The organism is Candidatus Thioglobus sp. NP1 (assembly GCF_003326015.1).
Classification (GTDB): Bacteria; Pseudomonadota; Gammaproteobacteria; order PS1; family Pseudothioglobaceae; genus Pseudothioglobus; species Pseudothioglobus singularis_A.
The window spans coordinates 18,754-34,387 of record NZ_CP023860.1; the positions used below are offsets into that span (position 1 = coordinate 18,754).

The 15,634-nt window shown below is 35.5% G+C and carries 23 protein-coding genes and 1 tRNA gene; 4 read left to right on the plus strand and 20 right to left on the minus strand.

Going from position 1 to position 15,634, the window contains the following annotated elements:
* Positions 1–3: 3 nt before the first annotated feature.
* From rpsN to CRN91_RS00205, 20 genes are all read right to left on the minus strand, one after another.
* Positions 4–309, minus strand: a complete 306-nt coding sequence (gene rpsN, locus CRN91_RS00110; protein ID WP_114114438.1) for a 30S ribosomal protein S14 — start codon at positions 307–309, stop codon at positions 4–6.
* Between the two features lie 4 nt (positions 310–313).
* Positions 314–853, minus strand: a complete 540-nt coding sequence (gene rplE, locus CRN91_RS00115) for a 50S ribosomal protein L5 (RefSeq protein ID WP_114114439.1) — start codon at positions 851–853, stop codon at positions 314–316.
* A 25-nt stretch (positions 854–878) separates the two neighbouring features.
* Complete coding sequence (rplX, locus tag CRN91_RS00120) at positions 879–1,190, minus strand: 50S ribosomal protein L24 (protein WP_114116031.1); 312 nt, start codon at positions 1,188–1,190, stop codon at positions 879–881.
* Positions 1,190–1,558, minus strand: a complete 369-nt coding sequence (rplN, locus tag CRN91_RS00125; RefSeq protein WP_114114440.1) for a 50S ribosomal protein L14 — start codon at positions 1,556–1,558, stop codon at positions 1,190–1,192. Before rplN ends, rplX begins: the two co-directional genes overlap by 1 nt.
* A 30-nt stretch (positions 1,559–1,588) precedes the next feature.
* Positions 1,589–1,858, minus strand: coding sequence for a 30S ribosomal protein S17 (gene rpsQ, locus CRN91_RS00130; RefSeq protein ID WP_114114441.1), 270 nt, complete (start codon positions 1,856–1,858; stop codon positions 1,589–1,591).
* Positions 1,855–2,043, minus strand: a complete 189-nt coding sequence (gene rpmC / locus CRN91_RS00135) for a 50S ribosomal protein L29 (protein ID WP_114114442.1) — start codon at positions 2,041–2,043, stop codon at positions 1,855–1,857. Before rpmC ends, rpsQ begins: the two co-directional genes overlap by 4 nt.
* Complete coding sequence (rplP, locus tag CRN91_RS00140; protein WP_114114443.1) at positions 2,043–2,453, minus strand: 50S ribosomal protein L16; 411 nt, start codon at positions 2,451–2,453, stop codon at positions 2,043–2,045. Before rplP ends, rpmC begins: the two co-directional genes overlap by 1 nt.
* A gap of 14 nt (positions 2,454–2,467) precedes the next feature.
* Entirely contained in the window at positions 2,468–3,160 is a 693-nt protein-coding gene (rpsC, locus tag CRN91_RS00145; RefSeq protein WP_114114444.1) for a 30S ribosomal protein S3, read from the minus strand.
* A 6-nt stretch (positions 3,161–3,166) separates the two neighbouring features.
* Entirely contained in the window at positions 3,167–3,499 is a 333-nt protein-coding gene (rplV, locus tag CRN91_RS00150; protein WP_114114445.1) for a 50S ribosomal protein L22, read from the minus strand.
* 15 nt (positions 3,500–3,514) lie between these two features.
* Complete coding sequence (gene rpsS, locus CRN91_RS00155) at positions 3,515–3,784, minus strand: 30S ribosomal protein S19 (protein ID WP_114114446.1); 270 nt, start codon at positions 3,782–3,784, stop codon at positions 3,515–3,517.
* Positions 3,785–3,793: 9 nt separating this feature from the next.
* Positions 3,794–4,618, minus strand: coding sequence for a 50S ribosomal protein L2 (gene rplB, locus CRN91_RS00160; RefSeq protein WP_114114447.1), 825 nt, complete (start codon positions 4,616–4,618; stop codon positions 3,794–3,796).
* Between the two features lie 10 nt (positions 4,619–4,628).
* Positions 4,629–4,919, minus strand: coding sequence for a 50S ribosomal protein L23 (gene rplW / locus CRN91_RS00165; RefSeq protein ID WP_114114448.1), 291 nt, complete (start codon positions 4,917–4,919; stop codon positions 4,629–4,631).
* Entirely contained in the window at positions 4,916–5,530 is a 615-nt protein-coding gene (gene rplD / locus CRN91_RS00170) for a 50S ribosomal protein L4 (protein WP_114114449.1), read from the minus strand. Before rplD ends, rplW begins: the two co-directional genes overlap by 4 nt.
* A 26-nt stretch (positions 5,531–5,556) precedes the next feature.
* A complete protein-coding gene (gene rplC, locus CRN91_RS00175; RefSeq protein WP_114114450.1) occupies positions 5,557–6,480 on the minus strand; it encodes a 50S ribosomal protein L3 in 924 nt (307 codons plus the stop codon).
* 21 nt (positions 6,481–6,501) lie between these two features.
* Positions 6,502–6,813: a 30S ribosomal protein S10 gene (gene rpsJ, locus CRN91_RS00180; protein ID WP_114114451.1), complete on the minus strand. Its 312-nt coding sequence runs from the start codon at positions 6,811–6,813 to the stop codon at positions 6,502–6,504.
* 79 nt (positions 6,814–6,892) lie between these two features.
* Positions 6,893–8,083 carry an elongation factor Tu gene (gene tuf / locus CRN91_RS00185; RefSeq protein ID WP_114114452.1) on the minus strand — a complete coding sequence of 397 codons (1,191 nt, stop codon included), beginning with the start codon at positions 8,081–8,083 and terminating at the stop codon, positions 6,893–6,895.
* A 13-nt stretch (positions 8,084–8,096) separates the two neighbouring features.
* The gene (fusA, locus tag CRN91_RS00190) at positions 8,097–10,199 is read right to left on the minus strand and encodes an elongation factor G (protein ID WP_114114453.1); all 2,103 of its coding nucleotides are present in this window, start codon (positions 10,197–10,199) and stop codon (positions 8,097–8,099) included.
* A 15-nt stretch (positions 10,200–10,214) separates the two neighbouring features.
* Positions 10,215–10,682, minus strand: a complete 468-nt coding sequence (rpsG, locus tag CRN91_RS00195) for a 30S ribosomal protein S7 (RefSeq protein WP_114114454.1) — start codon at positions 10,680–10,682, stop codon at positions 10,215–10,217.
* A gap of 20 nt (positions 10,683–10,702) precedes the next feature.
* Entirely contained in the window at positions 10,703–11,077 is a 375-nt protein-coding gene (gene rpsL / locus CRN91_RS00200; protein ID WP_114114455.1) for a 30S ribosomal protein S12, read from the minus strand.
* A gap of 93 nt (positions 11,078–11,170) precedes the next feature.
* Entirely contained in the window at positions 11,171–11,617 is a 447-nt protein-coding gene (locus CRN91_RS00205; protein WP_254424942.1) for a low molecular weight protein-tyrosine-phosphatase, read from the minus strand.
* 133 nt (positions 11,618–11,750) lie between these two features.
* Between CRN91_RS00205 and CRN91_RS00210 the strand changes: the two genes are divergently transcribed.
* The 4 genes from CRN91_RS00210 to CRN91_RS00225 all read left to right on the plus strand — a co-directional run bounded on the left by CRN91_RS00210 (position 11,751) and on the right by CRN91_RS00225 (position 15,584).
* Entirely contained in the window at positions 11,751–12,716 is a 966-nt protein-coding gene (locus CRN91_RS00210) for a KpsF/GutQ family sugar-phosphate isomerase (RefSeq protein ID WP_114114457.1), read from the plus strand.
* Between the two features lie 53 nt (positions 12,717–12,769).
* Entirely contained in the window at positions 12,770–14,158 is a 1,389-nt protein-coding gene (locus tag CRN91_RS00215; protein ID WP_114114458.1) for a UDP-N-acetylmuramoyl-L-alanyl-D-glutamate--2,6-diaminopimelate ligase, read from the plus strand.
* Complete coding sequence (gene murF, locus CRN91_RS00220; RefSeq protein WP_114114459.1) at positions 14,145–15,473, plus strand: UDP-N-acetylmuramoyl-tripeptide--D-alanyl-D-alanine ligase; 1,329 nt, start codon at positions 14,145–14,147, stop codon at positions 15,471–15,473. The genes CRN91_RS00215 and murF overlap by 14 nt, the downstream gene beginning before the upstream one ends.
* Positions 15,474–15,507: 34 nt before the next feature.
* Positions 15,508–15,584 (plus strand) — tRNA-Arg (locus CRN91_RS00225).
* Positions 15,585–15,634: the final 50 nt, after the last annotated feature.

Genomic DNA, 15,634 nt, shown 5'->3' on the forward strand with positions numbered 1-15,634 from the left:
CTCCTACCAGCTTGCTTTAGTTAAACCAGGAACTTCACCATTCATGGCACGTTCTCTTAGTTGTGATTTCGCTAAACCAAATTTACGATAAAAACCATGAGGACGACCTGATAATCCACAACGATTTCGTTGACGGACTGGTGAGGCATCTCTTGGAAGCGACTGCAATTTAATCATTGCTTGAAAGCGGTCTTCATCAGAAGTATGAATACTCTTGATCATCTTCTTAAGTTCAAGACGTCTCTCTTTATATTTTTCGACCAACTTGGCTCGCTTAACATCTCTGTGTATCATAGACTTTTTAGCCATTATTTCATCCTTTAAATGGGAAATTAAACATCGCCAATAGTTTCTTAGCATCTTCGTCATTTTGCGCATTTGTAGTTATTGCAATATCCATACCACGCATCTTTGTAACCTTATCAAAATCAATCTCTGGAAATACTATTTGCTCAGTAATACCCATATTGAAATTTCCACGACCATCAAATGAATTAGTATTGAGTCCTCGAAAATCTCTGATTCGAGGAATTGCAACATTTACTAAGCGATCTAAAAATTCGTACATTCTTTCTTTTCTCAAAGTTACCTTACATCCAATTGCATTTCCTTCTCTAAGTTTAAAACTAGCAACTGATTTTCTTGCTAAACATGTCACAGGTTTTTGTGATGAAATTAAACCCAGCTCTTCTAATGCACTTTCTAATACTTTCTTATCGCCTAATGCACTTCCTAGCCCCATATTAATAGTAATTTTCTCTATCTTAGGGACTGACATAGTATTAGCTACTCCCAACTCTTCCTTCAATTTAGGAATCATTTCATTTTTATATTGTTCGTTTAATCTAGACACTTAACACCTTTTTTTGTTTGTTGATTTAAATAACAGCTTCGCCACTCGATTTAAAAAATCTTTCTTTATTACCTTTATCATTTACTCTAATACCTATACGATCTGCCTTTTTAGTTGCTGGATTATAGATAGCAACATTTGAAGTATTTAATGGCATCTCTTTTTCTTCAATACCACCTTGAATACCTTCTTGGGGATTAGCACGAACGTGTTTTTTTGCCAAATTAAAACCTTCAACTATAAGCTTTGATCCTAATACCTTTGTAACCGTTCCAATTGAACCTTTATCTTTTCCTGCAATTACTATCACTTCATCATTTTGTTTAATTTTCATCATCATAGTACCTCTGGTGCAAGTGAAACAATTTTCATAAATTGCGCACTTCTTAATTCACGTGTTACAGGTCCAAATATTCGAGTTCCAATTGGTTCAAGCTTAGGATTTAGAAGGACAACTGCATTATTATCAAACCGAATACGGGAACCATCCTGACGACGAACGCCTTGGGCAGTTCTTACAACTACAGCATCATATACATCACCTTTTTTGACCTTACCACGAGGTGAAGCTTCTTTAATACTCACCTTTATAACATCACCAATATTAGCATAGCGACGTTTTGAGCCGCCCAATACTTTAATACACATTGCTTTAACTCCACCACTATTATCAGCAATCTGAACTCTTGTCTGCATTTGTATCATGTTATTCTCTTCTCTCTAAAATGCGATTATTTAATCTATATCTACTGACTTTTCAATAACTTCTATCAAAGCCCAGTTTTTTGTTTTTGAAAAAGGCTTTGATTCAGCAACTCTTACAACATCGCCTAGCCCACATTCATTATTTTCATCATGCGCATGAACCTTTGAACTTCGCTTTATATATTTTTTGTAAATTGGATGACGCACTTTGCGTTCAACCAAAACAGCTATTGTTTTATCTCTACTATTACTAACTACTTTTCCAGTAAGTTCTCTTTCTACTGCTTTAGTTTCATTCATGACTGCTTCTCTTTAATAATTGTTTTAATTTGAGCAATAGATTTTTTTGTTTTTTTAAGCTTTGATAAATCACTTAACTGTGAAGTACTTTTTTGCATACGCAGCTCAAAATGTTCCTTAAGCAATGTTATTAGCTCTTCATTTAACTTAATCTCATCTTGCTCTCTTAATTCTTTGACATCCATTACATTATTGTCCGTTTAATTATTGCAGTTTTAACAGGGAGTTTAGCTGCAGCAAGTTCAAAAGCTTCTCTGGCAACTACTTCATCAACACCTTGCATTTCAAATAACATTTGGCCAGGCTTAACCTGAGCAACCCAATACTCAACACTTCCCTTACCTTTACCCATTCGAACCTCTAAAGGCTTTTTAGTTATAGGTTTATCAGGGAAAACACGTATCCAAATTTTTCCTTGGCGCTTGACATGTCTTGTCATTGCTCGACGTGCAGCCTCAATTTGCCGTGCAGTCATGCGACATCTGCCTGTTGCTTGTAGTCCAATATCACCAAAGCTAACATTGTGACCATTAGCCAAACCACGATTACGGCTTTTCATGACTTTTCTAAATTTTGTACGTTTCGGTTGTAACATTTCTTAATTCCTTTTTATTTCTTAGCTACTTGTTTACCAGCACCACGTTTTGAAACCTCTTCAATAGTGCCTTTATTATGATCAAGAATTTCACCCTTAAAAATCCAAACTTTAATACCAATAACTCCATACTGAGTATTAGCTCTGAAACTACTGTAGTCAACATCTGCTCTAAAAGTATGTAAAGGAACTCTACCTTCACGGTACCATTCAGATCGTGCTATTTCAGCACCATTTAATCTTCCACTGACCATAATTTTAATACCCAGAGCACCAAGTCTACTTGCGTTACCTAAAACTCGCTTTACAGCTCGTCTATACATAACACGCTTTTCAAGTTGTTGTGCAATATTTTCAGCTACTAAACGTGCATCTAATTCAGGTTGTTTAACCTCTTCGATACTAATATGAACGGGAACTCCCATTTTTTTGGAAACTATATTTTTTAATCTTTCAATATCTGCACCTTTTTTTCCAATTACTATGCCAGGTCTAGCGGTATGGATAATAACTTTTGCAGTATTAGATAGTCTTTCAATACTTATTCGACTAACAGAAGCAGAAGTTAATTCTTTAAATAAAAAATCTCTTACTGAAATATCAGACAATAAATATTCTGAATAATGTTTACTGCTAGCATACCACTTGGAATCCCAATCCTTTACAATTCCTAATCTTATACCTACTGGATTTACTTTTTGACCCATAATTATTTACTCGCTTACGCCAACACTAATGTGGCTAGTTCGTTTAAGAATACGATTTGCTCGTCCCTTCGCTCTTGGACGCATCCTCTTCATTGTAGAACCTTCATTAACGAAAATACTACTTACCTTTAATTCATCAACATCTAAACCATCATTTTGCTCAGCATTAGAAATTGCAGAACTTAAAACTTTTTTAACTAGAACTGCAGCTTTTTTATTGCTAAAAGTCAAAATATTTAAAGCCTCCTCAACAGGCTTATTTCTAATCTGATCAGCAATTAATCTGACTTTAAAAGCAGAAATTTTTGCATACTTATGAATTGCTTTAACTTCTTTCATTATTTCACCTTATGCCTAAGAGTTACGATCACCAGAGTGACTCTTAAATGTTCTTGTTACGGCAAATTCGCCTAATTTGTGACCAATCATATTTTCGTTAATAGATACTGGAACATGAACTCGGCCGTTATGGACTGCTATTGTAAGTCCAATCATTTCAGGGACAATTACTGAACGACGGGACCAAGTTTTAATTGGCTTTCTGTCATTACTATCTTGAGCCTTTAATACCTTTTGGATTAAGTGCTCATCTACAAACGGTCCTTTTCTAAGTGATCTAGCCATAATTACCCTTTATTTTCTTCGACGTACGATAAGCTTATCTGTACGTTTATTAGTTCTAGTTTTATATCCTTTGGTCGGGGTACCCCAAGGAGAAACAGGATGTCTTCCACCACTTGTCTTTCCTTCACCACCACCATGGGGATGATCAACTGGATTCATTACAACTCCACGCACGGTTGGTCTAACTCCTCTCCATCGCGTAGCACCAGCTTTTCCTAATTTTCTTAAACTGTGCTCTGACTTTGAGACTTCACCAAGAGTGGCTCTGCATTCAGCCAATACCTTTCTAACTTCACCGGAACGAAGTCTAATAGTTACATAGTTCCCTTCTTTAGCAACTAATTGAACAGAAGTCCCTGCACTTCTGGCAAGCTGTGCTCCTTTCATTGGTTTTAACTCAACACAGTGAATAACACTACCAAGAGGGATATTACTTAAAGGTAAACAATTACCTTTTTGGATAGCAACTGAATTGCCTGAAATAATTTGATCACCAGCTTTAACGCCCTTTGGAGCAATAATGTATCTTCTCTCGCCATCTGCATATAATACTAAAGCTATATTTGCGCTTCTGTTGGGATCATATTCAAGTCTTTCAATAGTAGCAGTAATATCATCCTTATTTCTCTTAAAATCAATAATACGATATCTCTGCTTATGACCACCACCTCTATGCCTTACAGTTATTTTTCCACGATTATTACGACCATTAATTCTATTTTTACTCTCAGTTAAAGCTGCAAAGGGCTTACCTTTATGTAAGTCTTTTTCCACCACACTGACAACAAATCGTCTTCCTGGAGATGTTGGTTTTCTTTTTATAACTGTTGCCATAATAAATTCTCTATGAAGAGGTCGCGTCGATCATCTGACCTTCAGATACTCTAACGACTGCTCTTTTCCAATTAACACGTTGTCCAACCCTTCCTTTGTAAATTTTCTTCTTACCTTTTACATTGGAGGTAGTAACTGATTCAACAGTAACACCAAATAGTGATTCTACTGCTGCTCCAATCTCTCTTTTATTACTATCTGTTCTAACTTTAAAAACATATTGATTATTTGCAGAAGCAAGAGTTGTCTTTTCAGTAACGATAGGTCCAAGAAGAACACTTAATACTTTTTCTTGATTCATAACATTGCCTCTACTTTCTTAAGTGCAGCTTTAGTTAAAACTACATTTTCATAACCAATCAAACTTACAGGATCAATACTCTGAGTATCACACACACCAACATGGTATAAATTACGAGATGAAAGATATAAGTTTTCATCTAATTCATCTGTCATCAAAAGTGCATCTTTAAGATCCAAAGATTTCATTAACGAAGTGATATTTTTTGTTTTTGGCTCTGCAACCTCAAAATCAGATACTACTTTTAAGCGATCTTTACGCAGAAGTTCAGAAAAAATTACACTTATTGCACCTTTGTACATTTTTTTATTAACTTTTTGTGAAAAACTTTTAGGCTGAGCAGCAAATGTAACACCACCACTTCTCCAAATAGGACCACGTGATGTTCCTGCTCGAGCTCTACCAGTACCTTTTTGCTTCCATGGTTTTTTTCCACCACCACTTACTGCAGCACGATTTTTTTGGGCTTTTGAGCCACTTCTACCACCTGCCATATAGGCAGTTGTAATTTGATGAACCAACGACTCGTTATAAGTTCGGTCAAAAATATCATCCGAAACTTCTTGAGAAGTAGATTTATTTGTTTTTAAATTTAATACTTTTACTTTCATCATAAAACCTTTATATAAACCTTTCTTTAAGCCTTAGTTTCGTCATCTTTAGTATTTTCAACTTCTGCTTCAACTACTGGAGTTTCAATTGCTTCTGCTTCAACTACTGGAGTTTCAACCGCTTCTGCTTCAACTGCTGGAGTTTCAACCGCTTCTGCTTCAACTACTGGAGTTTCAACCGCTTCTGCTTCAACTACTGGAGTTTCAACCGCTTCTGCTTCAACTACTGGAGTTTCAACCTCTTCTGCTTCAACTACTGGAGTTTCAGATAACTGTTTAGTAATTTTTGTATTTACAGTATTTTTTTTATCTGATAAGAAAACTCTTACAAAACCATTCTTAGAACCTGGTATTGCTCCTTTAACTAATAATAAATTACGCTCACTATCAACGCGAAGAATTTCAAGACACTCTTCAGTGACTTGGCTATTCCCCATCTGACCAGCCATTTTCTTACCTTTAAATACTCGCCCTGGATCTTGACACTGACCAGTTGATCCAATAGCACGGTGAGATATTGAATTACCATGAGTTGCATCTTGCATACTAAAATTATGACGCTTTACGCCTCCCTGAAATCCTTTACCTTTTGACTGTCCAGTGACATTAACAAAATGTCCAGCGCCAAAAAATGAAATATCAAGTTTAGGTATTTCAGATGAATTTAAATCATCAGTTCTCATTTCCCATAGACCAAGGCCTATTTCTTGAGAGGCCTTTGCATAATGTCCTTTTAAAGAACTACTTACTCTTCCAATTTTAGCCTCACCTTTCTTATTTATTTTTTTACCAGTAGTAACTTGGACTGCGTTGTAACCATCTGTTTCAATAGATTTAGTTTGAACTATACGGTTAGGTTCTATTTTAATTACACTAACAGAAGATGCCGAACCATCATCCGATAGAAGTCGGGTCATTCCAATTTTTTGTCCTACTAGTGAAATTGCCATTTTATTAATCCTATTATTCTATTAGTTAAGTTGGATTTTTACATCTACACCTGCAGCTAGATCTAATTTCATTAGAGCATCTACAGTTTTATCAGTCGGACTAATTACATCCATTAACCTAACATAAGTTTTTAATTCAAATTGATCTCGAGCATCTTTATTAACATGTGGAGAAGTCAAAACTGTAAAACGCTCCTTCTTGGTAGGCAAAGGAATTGGACCCCTTACACTTGCACCAGTCCGTTTAGCTGTCTCTACAATCTCTACGGCAGATTTGTCGATTAATCGATGATCAAATGCTTTTAATTTAATTCTAATATTTTGATTGCTCATTTGCTTATTTACCTTATCAAACTTCTAAAACGAAAAAACCGTCGATTATACAATAATTCGACGGTTTCTAATTAACTAATCAACTCGTAATTTTTGAGACGACGCCGGCACCTACCGTTCGGCCACCTTCTCTAATTGCAAATCTTAATCCTTCTTCCATTGCAATTGGAGCCAGTAACTCGACTACCATCTTAACATTATCACCTGGCATAACCATTTCAGTACCTGATGGCAACTCTACAGCACCAGTTACATCCGTTGTTCTAAAGTAGAACTGTGGACGATAATTGTTAAAGAATGGCGTATGACGTCCACCTTCTTCCTTACTTAATATATATACTTCAGCTTCAAACTTAGTATGTGGGTTGATCGTGCCTTTCTTAGCTAATACTTGACCACGCTCAACTTCTTCACGCTTAGTACCACGAAGCAAAACACCAACGTTATCACCTGCTTCACCTGAATCAAGTAACTTTCTGAACATTTCAACACCAGTACAAGTAGTCAACTGCGTATCTTTAATACCAACGATCTCAATTTCATCACCAACATTAACAACACCACGTTCAATACGACCTGTTACAACAGTTCCACGACCTGAGATTGAGAACACGTCCTCAATTGGCATTAGGAAGGTTTTATCAGTATCACGCTCTGGCGTTGGGATGTATGTATCTAGTGCTTCAACTAGTTTAACAATAGATGGCACACCGATATCAGATGTATCGCCCTCTAGTGCTTTCAAAGCTGAACCAAAAATCACCGGTGTGTCATCACCTGGGAACTCATATTCAGTCAAAAGTTCACGGATTTCCATTTCAACAAGCTCTACTAGTTCTTCATCATCAACCATATCAGCTTTATTCATATAAACAACGATGTAAGGAACACCAACTTGACGAGACAATAGAATGTGCTCACGCGTTTGAGCCATTGGTCCATCAGTTGCAGCAATTACAATAATAGCGCCGTCCATTTGTGCGGCACCGGTAATCATATTCTTAACATAGTCAGCGTGTCCTGGGCAGTCAACATGAGCGTAGTGACGAGCATTTGACTCATATTCTACGTGCGCTGTTGAAATGGTAATACCACGCTCTCTTTCTTCAGGCGCGTTATCAATATCGGCATAATCCTTGAACTCACCGCCTTGAGCTTCAGCCATAACCTTAGTAAGGGCTGCTGTTAAAGTAGTTTTTCCATGGTCAACGTGACCAATTGTTCCCACATTCACGTGTGGTTTGGTTCTTTCAAATTTTTCTTTTGCCATTTCTAATCCCCTATTAAGTATTTAATTTTTCAATAACGTCATCTGCTACATTTCTTGGAGCAGCTGTATATTTAGCAAATTCCATAGAATAGTTAGCACGGCCTTGAGACATTGATCTTAGATCAGTTGCATAGCCAAACATTTCTGCTAAAGGAACTGCTGCTTTAATTTGCTTACCAGCTGGCGTGTCATCCATAGCACTTACAATGCCTCTTCTACGATTTAAATCGCCCATCACATCACCCATATAATCCTCAGGCGTTGACACTTCAACATTCATCATTGGTTCAAGTAGTTGAGGATTAGCAAGCTTCACACCTTCTCTAATACACATAGAAGCTGCAATTTTAAAAGCCATCTCATTTGAGTCTACATCATGGTATGAACCATCATAAACTGTAACCTTAACGTCAACTAGAGGAAAGCCCGCAATAACACCATTTTGCATTTGCTCTTGTACGCCTTTATTTACAGCAGGAACGTATTCTTTAGGAATAACACCACCCTTAATTTCATCAACAAACTCATAGCCAGCACCAGGTTTTTGAGGTTCAATACGAAGATATACATGCCCATACTGACCACGACCACCAGATTGTTTAGCAAATTTATGTTCATGCTCAACTAACGTTGTAATTGTTTCACGATATGCAACTTGAGGAGCACCAACATTACAACCTACATCAAATTCACGCATCATTCTGTCAACAATGATATCTAAGTGCAGTTCACCCATACCAGCGATAATAGTTTGTCCGGATTCTTCATCAGTAGAGACCCTAAAAGATGGATCTTCATTTGCTAACTTACCTAAAGCAATACCCATTTTTTCCTGATCAACTTTAGTTTTAGGTTCAACTGCAACTGCAATAACTGGCTCAGGAAATTCCATTCTTTCTAAGACAATCTTATCTTTCATATCACACAAAGTATCACCAGTTGTGACATCTTTTAAGCCAATCGCTGCAGCAATATCACCAGCTCTAACCTCTTTAATTTCTTCACGATCATTAGAATGCATTTGCACAATTCTACCAATACGCTCTTTCTTGTCTTTGGATGAGTTATAAACAAAATCGCCTGATTTCAATACGCCAGAATAAACTCTAAAGAATGTCAAGTTTCCGACAAAAGGATCAGTAGCAATTTTAAAAGCTAAAGCAGCAAATGGTTCATCATCAGATGGTGGTCTTGGAGCTACAGTTTCAGCAGCATCATCTAAGATACCACTAATAGGTTCAACATCCTCAGGAGATGGCATATACATTATCATTGCATCTAATACAGCCTGAACACCCTTATTTTTAAAAGCTGTTCCACAAAACATTGGTATGATTTCATTTGCAATAGTTTGAAGACGGATACCCTCTTTAATTTCATCATCACTAAGAGTTCCTTCTTCAAGATATTTTTCCATAAGCTCTTCATTTGCTTCTGCAGCAGACTCAATCATGAATTCACGTTTTTCTTCTGCAAGACTTTGTAAATCAGAGGGTATATCTCTGTCTTCATAAGTCGCGCCTTGATCGGCTTCATTCCAATAGATAGCCTTCATTCGAATTAAATCAATAACTCCCTCAAAACCCTCTTCAGCACCGATGGCAATTTGCATAGGTACAGGATTAGCACCTAATCTTGATTTAATTTGACCAACTACACGTAAAAAATCTGCACCTGAACGATCCATCTTATTAACGAAACCAATCCTTGGAACATTATATTTATTGGCTTGTCTCCAAACTGTTTCAGATTGTGGCTCTACACCACCAACTGCACAAAAAACGGCGCAAGCGCCGTCTAATACTTTTAATGATCTTTCAACCTCGATCGTAAAATCTACGTGTCCAGGAGTATCAATAATATTAATTCTATGATCATCAAATTGATTATCCATTCCCTTCCAGAAACAAGTGGTAGCTGCAGAAGTAATCGTAATTCCTCGCTCTTGTTCTTGCTCCATCCAATCCATTGTTGCACTTCCATCATGGACTTCACCAATCTTATGAGTACGACCAGTATATAAAAGAATACGTTCAGTAGTTGTAGTCTTACCAGCATCAATATGTGCCATGATTCCTACATTACGATAACGATTAATTGGGGTAGATCGAGCCATACTAAATTCCTTAAATTACCAGCGAAAATGAGCAAAAGCTTTATTAGCATCTGCCATTCTATGTGTATCTTCTTTTTTCTTAAACGCAGTTCCACGGTTTTGAACTGCATCAAGCACTTCACCTGCTAACCTAAGCTTCATCCCTTTTTCACCACGTTTTCTTGAAGCTTCTATGATCCAACGCATTGCAAGAGCAATTTTACGATCAGATCTAACCTCAACTGGTACTTGATATGTTGAACCACCAACACGACGGGATTTAATTTCAACTTGTGGACCAATATTTTCAAGAGCTTTTTTAAATGTCTCAACAGGCTCAGCGTTACCCTTAGACTCTATAGTATCAAGAGCATCATAAACAATCTTCTCAGCTACAGATTTTTTACCATCTAACATTAAAATGTTTACAAATTTTGCGAGTACAAGATCACCATACTTTGGATCAGGTAATATTTGTCTTTTAGGTGCTGCTCTTCTTCTCATATTAGTCTTCTCTTAATAAATTATTTTTTTGGTTTCTTTGTGCCATATTTTGATCGGCCTTGCATTCTTCCATCTACACCTGTTGTATCAAGTGCTCCACGAACAGTATGGTAACGAACACCAGGAAGATCTTTTACTCGACCACCACGAATAAGGATTACTGAGTGTTCTTGCAAATTATGGCCTTCACCGCCAATGTATGTTGTAACTTCAGCAGAATTAGTCAATCGAACACGGGCAACCTTTCTTAAAGCAGAATTTGGTTTTTTAGGAGTAGTCGTATAAACACGAGTGCAAACACCTCTTTTTTGAGGACAACTCTCTAATGCTGGAACACCAGTTTTAACTATTTTTTTGCTTCTTGGCTTTCGCACCAATTGATTAATCGTTGACATAAAGTCTTCACTCCAAAGTTTTTTTTAATTTTTACCCACATACCGGGGTTAACAAAGCCGGCAATTATACTTTGGTGGCAGCTCAGATGTCAATTAATATTGCTCTTTTTTTACAATACTTTCAAAAAAAGAATTACAGGCGGAAGAAACTAACTCAAAGACTTCATTAAATTTACCTTCATAATAAGGATCTGGAACGCTTTGAAGCTTATTGTCAGGAAGAAAATCAAGTAATAGTTGAACTTTAGATTGACTTTCTTTTGGATAATTTGATTTCAGTATCTCAAAATTATCAATATCCATTGCAATAATAAAATCATAATAATAAAAATCACTTTCGTGAATTTGCCTAGCTCTTTGCATTGATATATCAATTCCATAATTTTTAGCAGTTAGCTGAGACCTACTATCAGGAGACTTTCCTATATGATAGGCATGTGTTCCAGCTGAATCTATATCAAAATTTTCAAATTGCTGATTCTCATTGACTATAGAACGGAACACGCCTTCAGCAGTTGGGGAGCGACAAATATTACCCATACAAACAAACAAAATTTTATTTTTTAAGCCCATTTCTTATGATCTAATAAATTATCAAGAATAATTATAAGACACAACTTATTCTAATAATATTTATAATCTGTCTAATATTAAAAATTATTTTATTGTACTTGTGAATAAATCAGTAATCGAAATTGCAAAAACAGTCATAAAAACAGAAGCTGAAGCAATTCTGGAGCTACAGAACAGAATTAATGAAAATTTTGATGAAGTATGTCATCTCCTTAAAAATTGCAAAGGAAAAGTAATTCTTACTGGAATGGGTAAATCTGGGCATATTGCTAAAAAGATTGCATCGACTCTATCTTCAACTGGTACTGCCTCATTTTATATTCATCCTGGAGAGGCTGGACATGGTGACTTTGGAATGATTACTAATAATGATGTTGTCATTATGATTTCTTATTCAGGTGAATCTGATGAAATGATTTCACTCCTTCCTGGTATTAATAATATGAATGTTCCAATTGTAAGTATGACTGGTAATTCCAAATCTACTATTAGCCTATCAAGTCAATTTCATTTAGATGTTAGTGTTGAAAAAGAGGCATGCCCTAACAACCTTGCTCCAACATCGAGTACCACTGCAGCAATGGTTATGGGTGATGCTATTGCTATTGCTCTTATTAATATAAACAATTTTACTTCGGATGATTTTGCTATTTCTCATCCCTCAGGAACACTTGGCAGGCGTTTGCTTACTTTAGTTTCAAGCATAATGCAATCTGGAACTGATATTCCTATAGTTTCAAAAGACTCACTGCTAATAGATTCTCTTTTGGTTATGAGTGAAAAAGCACTTGGAATGGTTCTTATCGAAGAAAATAATAAACTTTTAGGAATTTTTACTGATGGTGATTTAAGACGCTCAATTGAATCTTATGCAAATTTTCAAGAATTAACCATTGAAGAAGTAATGACTAAAAACTGCAAATCGGTTGAAGCCCATGAAACCGCATTTGTTGCAATGCAAATGATGCAAAGTTACAGTTTAAATTCTTTACCAGTTGTAAACTCGAATAATCAAATTGTTGGAGCTATTAATATGCATACATTAATTCAGGCTAAATTAGTTTAGCTAAAAGTACTTTATTTTATTCGTATTATTGGTTTTTCCCAAAAATAACTTAGATGGATATCAAAACCTTACTAGCAAATATTCAAAACACATCATTCTCATTTGATGTCAATGGGCTTTCATTAAACTCACAAACAGTTCAAAAAGGTGATCTTTTTGTTGCATTACAAGGTAATCAGGAACATGGTTATGATTATATTGAGGATGCAATATCTAATGGGTGTGTGGCAGTTTTAGTTGATGGAAAAGATGTTGAATGTTCAGTTCCATCAATAAGAGTAGATAATCTTAAGTCTTATTTAGTAAAACTTGCCAAAAATTTATATCCTAAAGCCAACAATATTAAACTAATTGCTGTTACAGGTACTAATGGAAAAACCTCAGTTTGTCATTTTATATCTCAACTTGCCACTTCACTAAATATCAAAAATGGAGTTATTGGCACTCTTGGACTAACTAGTATTGACAAAAAAACAATTAATACTACTCCTGATATCTTTACAATTTATAGTGCTCTTCAAAATTATATTAATCAAGGCATGAAACTCGTAGTGATCGAAGCCTCCTCTCATGCCCTTGTTCAGGGTAGGTTAGAAGGGCTAACTTTTATTCAAGGGATATTTACAAATCTTACTCAAGATCACTTAGATTTCCATAAAAATATGAAGAGTTATAAAGAAGCAAAAGGTAAATTATTTAATAAGAATTCTATAGAAAAAGCTATTATAAATCTTGATGATGATAATCATTCTTATTTTTTAAATGTCTCATCTGAAATTCCAACGGAAACTTTTTGTAATAATGATTTTAGCTACTTCAAAAGTAATGAGTATGGGTTCATTTGTAAACTCAACAACTTTGTTTTTGAATTACCTTTAATAGGTAATTTTAATCTTTCAAATGCTTTAGCAGCATATAAAAGTATTAGATCCTTAGGTTATGAGGATGATAATGTTATACCAAAATTAACAGAATTATCTCCCCCTCCTGGTAGGATGCAAAAAATACCCAGAAAAAACATTTGGATCGATTATGCCCATACTCCAGATGCATTATTGAATGTCTTGAAAACTCTAAAGTTTCATTATCCAGATTATAGAATCCGGCTAGTTTTTGGTTGTGGTGGCGATAGAGACAAGACTAAACGTCAAATAATGGGAAAAATTGCTAGTGCAAATGCAAATAGTATTATCATTACTAACGACAATCCCAGAAGTGAAAAACCTGAAAAAATTTGTGATGACATTCTTGCTGGAATAAAAGTTGAAAATGATGTTCAAGTAATACTAGATAGAAGAAAAGCAATTACTTCAGCTGTTCAAACTTTAGGGGAGGATGAAGTTTTGCTAATTGCTGGAAAAGGTCATGAGGAGATTCAAATTATTGGTTCAGAAAGACTCGCATTTAGTGATTATGAGGTGGCAATAAATGCTCTTATCTAACACTCAAGAAATTGCTAATGTGCTAAATGGTAGTTTATCTGTGGATAGAAAAATTTATTTTGAAGGAGTCTCTACTGACACCAGGTCTGGTGTTGAGGGAAAGCTTTTTGTTGCTCTTGAAGGAGCCCATTTTGATGGACATGACTTTATTAAAGTTGCTGAAGATCATGGTGCAAAAGCTATTATTACCCATAAGGATATCAACTCAACCCTACCATTAATTAAAGTTGTTGATACTGAAAAAGCCTACCAAAAGATAGCTGCATTCCATCGAAAATCTTATGGACCTATTGTTATTGCAATTACGGGTAGCAATGGTAAGACAAGTACTAAAAATATGCTCAATTCAATATTACAATTAAAGGCACCAACGCTTTCAACAGAAGGCAATTTTAATAATCACCTTGGTGTTCCAAAAACCCTACTCAATCTTAAAAAAAATCATCAATTCTGCATTATTGAGATGGGTGCAAATCATCAAAATGAAATTAGTCTTCTATGTAATATAGCAAACCCTAATTTGGCAATAATAACCAATGCAAATAATGCCCATCTTGGAGAATTTGGCAATTTAAAAAATTTAGTCGAAGCAAAAGGGGAAATCTTTGAATCTTTATCAAAAGATGGAATTGCATTTATAAATAATGAGTCTCCACATAAAAAAATTTGGAGAAAAATATCTGGAACTCAAGAAATTATATTTTTTGGAAATCAAAGTGCTATTTACGCTTCTAATATTCAACAATCAACTGAAGATATAAATTTTCAACTTAACATTGGGGAAAATAAAATAAATATTACTCTAAAGTTGATTGGACGTCATCAGGTTGATAATGCCTTAGCTGCAGCTGCATGTGCCAGTGAACTTGGGATTGGATTAGAGATTATTAAAGATGGGCTTGAGAATACAATTCCAGAAAAAGGCAGGCTTGAATTGATAGAACTAGAAAATTTCACGCTTCTTAATGATAGTTATAATGCAAATCCACACTCTATGAAGGCTGCTATTGATACAATAAAAAATTTTCCAGGAAAGAAAATTGCTGTTCTTGGCTCGATGGATGAACTGGGAAAAGATTCAATAAAACTGCATCAAGAAATTGGAGAATATGCTAAGAATTCAGGAATCGAAAAACTGTTTTCAATTGGCAAAGATGCTAAACATTATCAAGGTGATCATTTTCAGGATGTTCAATCAATAGTAAATACACTTTCTAGGAATAATCAAAAGTCAGTAATTCTAGTAAAGGGATCCAGGATGATGGAGCTAAATAAATTAGTTGATATTCTAGTGAATAGTCAAAACTCTCCTTGACCTTTACTGGAAACATGGCGATAATTACGCAGCTGCGCTCGTGGCTCAACTGGATAGAGTACTCGGCTACGAACCGAGCGGTTGCAGGTTCGAATCCTGCCGAGCGCGCCATACTGTTAAAAGTTTATTCTAATCAGCAAGAGTCTTTGATAGAATTAGCA

Bases quoted from the DNA above. Each gene is read 5' to 3' on its own strand.
- CRN91_RS00215 (WP_114114458.1), top strand. From the start codon at position 12,770: ATGGATATCAAAACCTTACTAGCAAATATTCAAAACACATCATTCTCA.
- CRN91_RS00205 (WP_254424942.1), bottom strand. From the start codon at position 11,617: ATGGGTAATATTTGTCGCTCCCCAACTGCTGAAGGCGTGTTCCGTTCT.
- rplC (WP_114114450.1), bottom strand. From the start codon at position 6,480: ATGGCAATTTCACTAGTAGGACAAAAAATTGGAATGACCCGACTTCTA.
- rplW (WP_114114448.1), bottom strand. From the start codon at position 4,919: ATGAATCAAGAAAAAGTATTAAGTGTTCTTCTTGGACCTATCGTTACT.
- rpsQ (WP_114114441.1), bottom strand. From the start codon at position 1,858: ATGAATGAAACTAAAGCAGTAGAAAGAGAACTTACTGGAAAAGTAGTT.
- rpsL (WP_114114455.1), bottom strand. From the start codon at position 11,077: ATGTCAACGATTAATCAATTGGTGCGAAAGCCAAGAAGCAAAAAAATA.
- rplD (WP_114114449.1), bottom strand. From the start codon at position 5,530: ATGAAAGTAAAAGTATTAAATTTAAAAACAAATAAATCTACTTCTCAA.
- fusA (WP_114114453.1), bottom strand. From the start codon at position 10,199: ATGGCTCGATCTACCCCAATTAATCGTTATCGTAATGTAGGAATCATG.
- rpsG (WP_114114454.1), bottom strand. From the start codon at position 10,682: ATGAGAAGAAGAGCAGCACCTAAAAGACAAATATTACCTGATCCAAAG.
- rplP (WP_114114443.1), bottom strand. From the start codon at position 2,453: ATGTTACAACCGAAACGTACAAAATTTAGAAAAGTCATGAAAAGCCGT.
- murF (WP_114114459.1), top strand. From the start codon at position 14,145: ATGCTCTTATCTAACACTCAAGAAATTGCTAATGTGCTAAATGGTAGT.
- rplX (WP_114116031.1), bottom strand. From the start codon at position 1,190: ATGATGAAAATTAAACAAAATGATGAAGTGATAGTAATTGCAGGAAAA.
- rpsS (WP_114114446.1), bottom strand. From the start codon at position 3,784: ATGGCTAGATCACTTAGAAAAGGACCGTTTGTAGATGAGCACTTAATC.
- rpsN (WP_114114438.1), bottom strand. From the start codon at position 309: ATGGCTAAAAAGTCTATGATACACAGAGATGTTAAGCGAGCCAAGTTG.
- rplV (WP_114114445.1), bottom strand. From the start codon at position 3,499: ATGAAAGAAGTTAAAGCAATTCATAAGTATGCAAAAATTTCTGCTTTT.
- rplB (WP_114114447.1), bottom strand. From the start codon at position 4,618: ATGGCAACAGTTATAAAAAGAAAACCAACATCTCCAGGAAGACGATTT.
- tuf (WP_114114452.1), bottom strand. From the start codon at position 8,083: ATGGCAAAAGAAAAATTTGAAAGAACCAAACCACACGTGAATGTGGGA.
- rpsC (WP_114114444.1), bottom strand. From the start codon at position 3,160: ATGGGTCAAAAAGTAAATCCAGTAGGTATAAGATTAGGAATTGTAAAG.
- rpmC (WP_114114442.1), bottom strand. From the start codon at position 2,043: ATGGATGTCAAAGAATTAAGAGAGCAAGATGAGATTAAGTTAAATGAA.
- rplN (WP_114114440.1), bottom strand. From the start codon at position 1,558: ATGATACAAATGCAGACAAGAGTTCAGATTGCTGATAATAGTGGTGGA.
- rpsJ (WP_114114451.1), bottom strand. From the start codon at position 6,813: ATGAGCAATCAAAATATTAGAATTAAATTAAAAGCATTTGATCATCGA.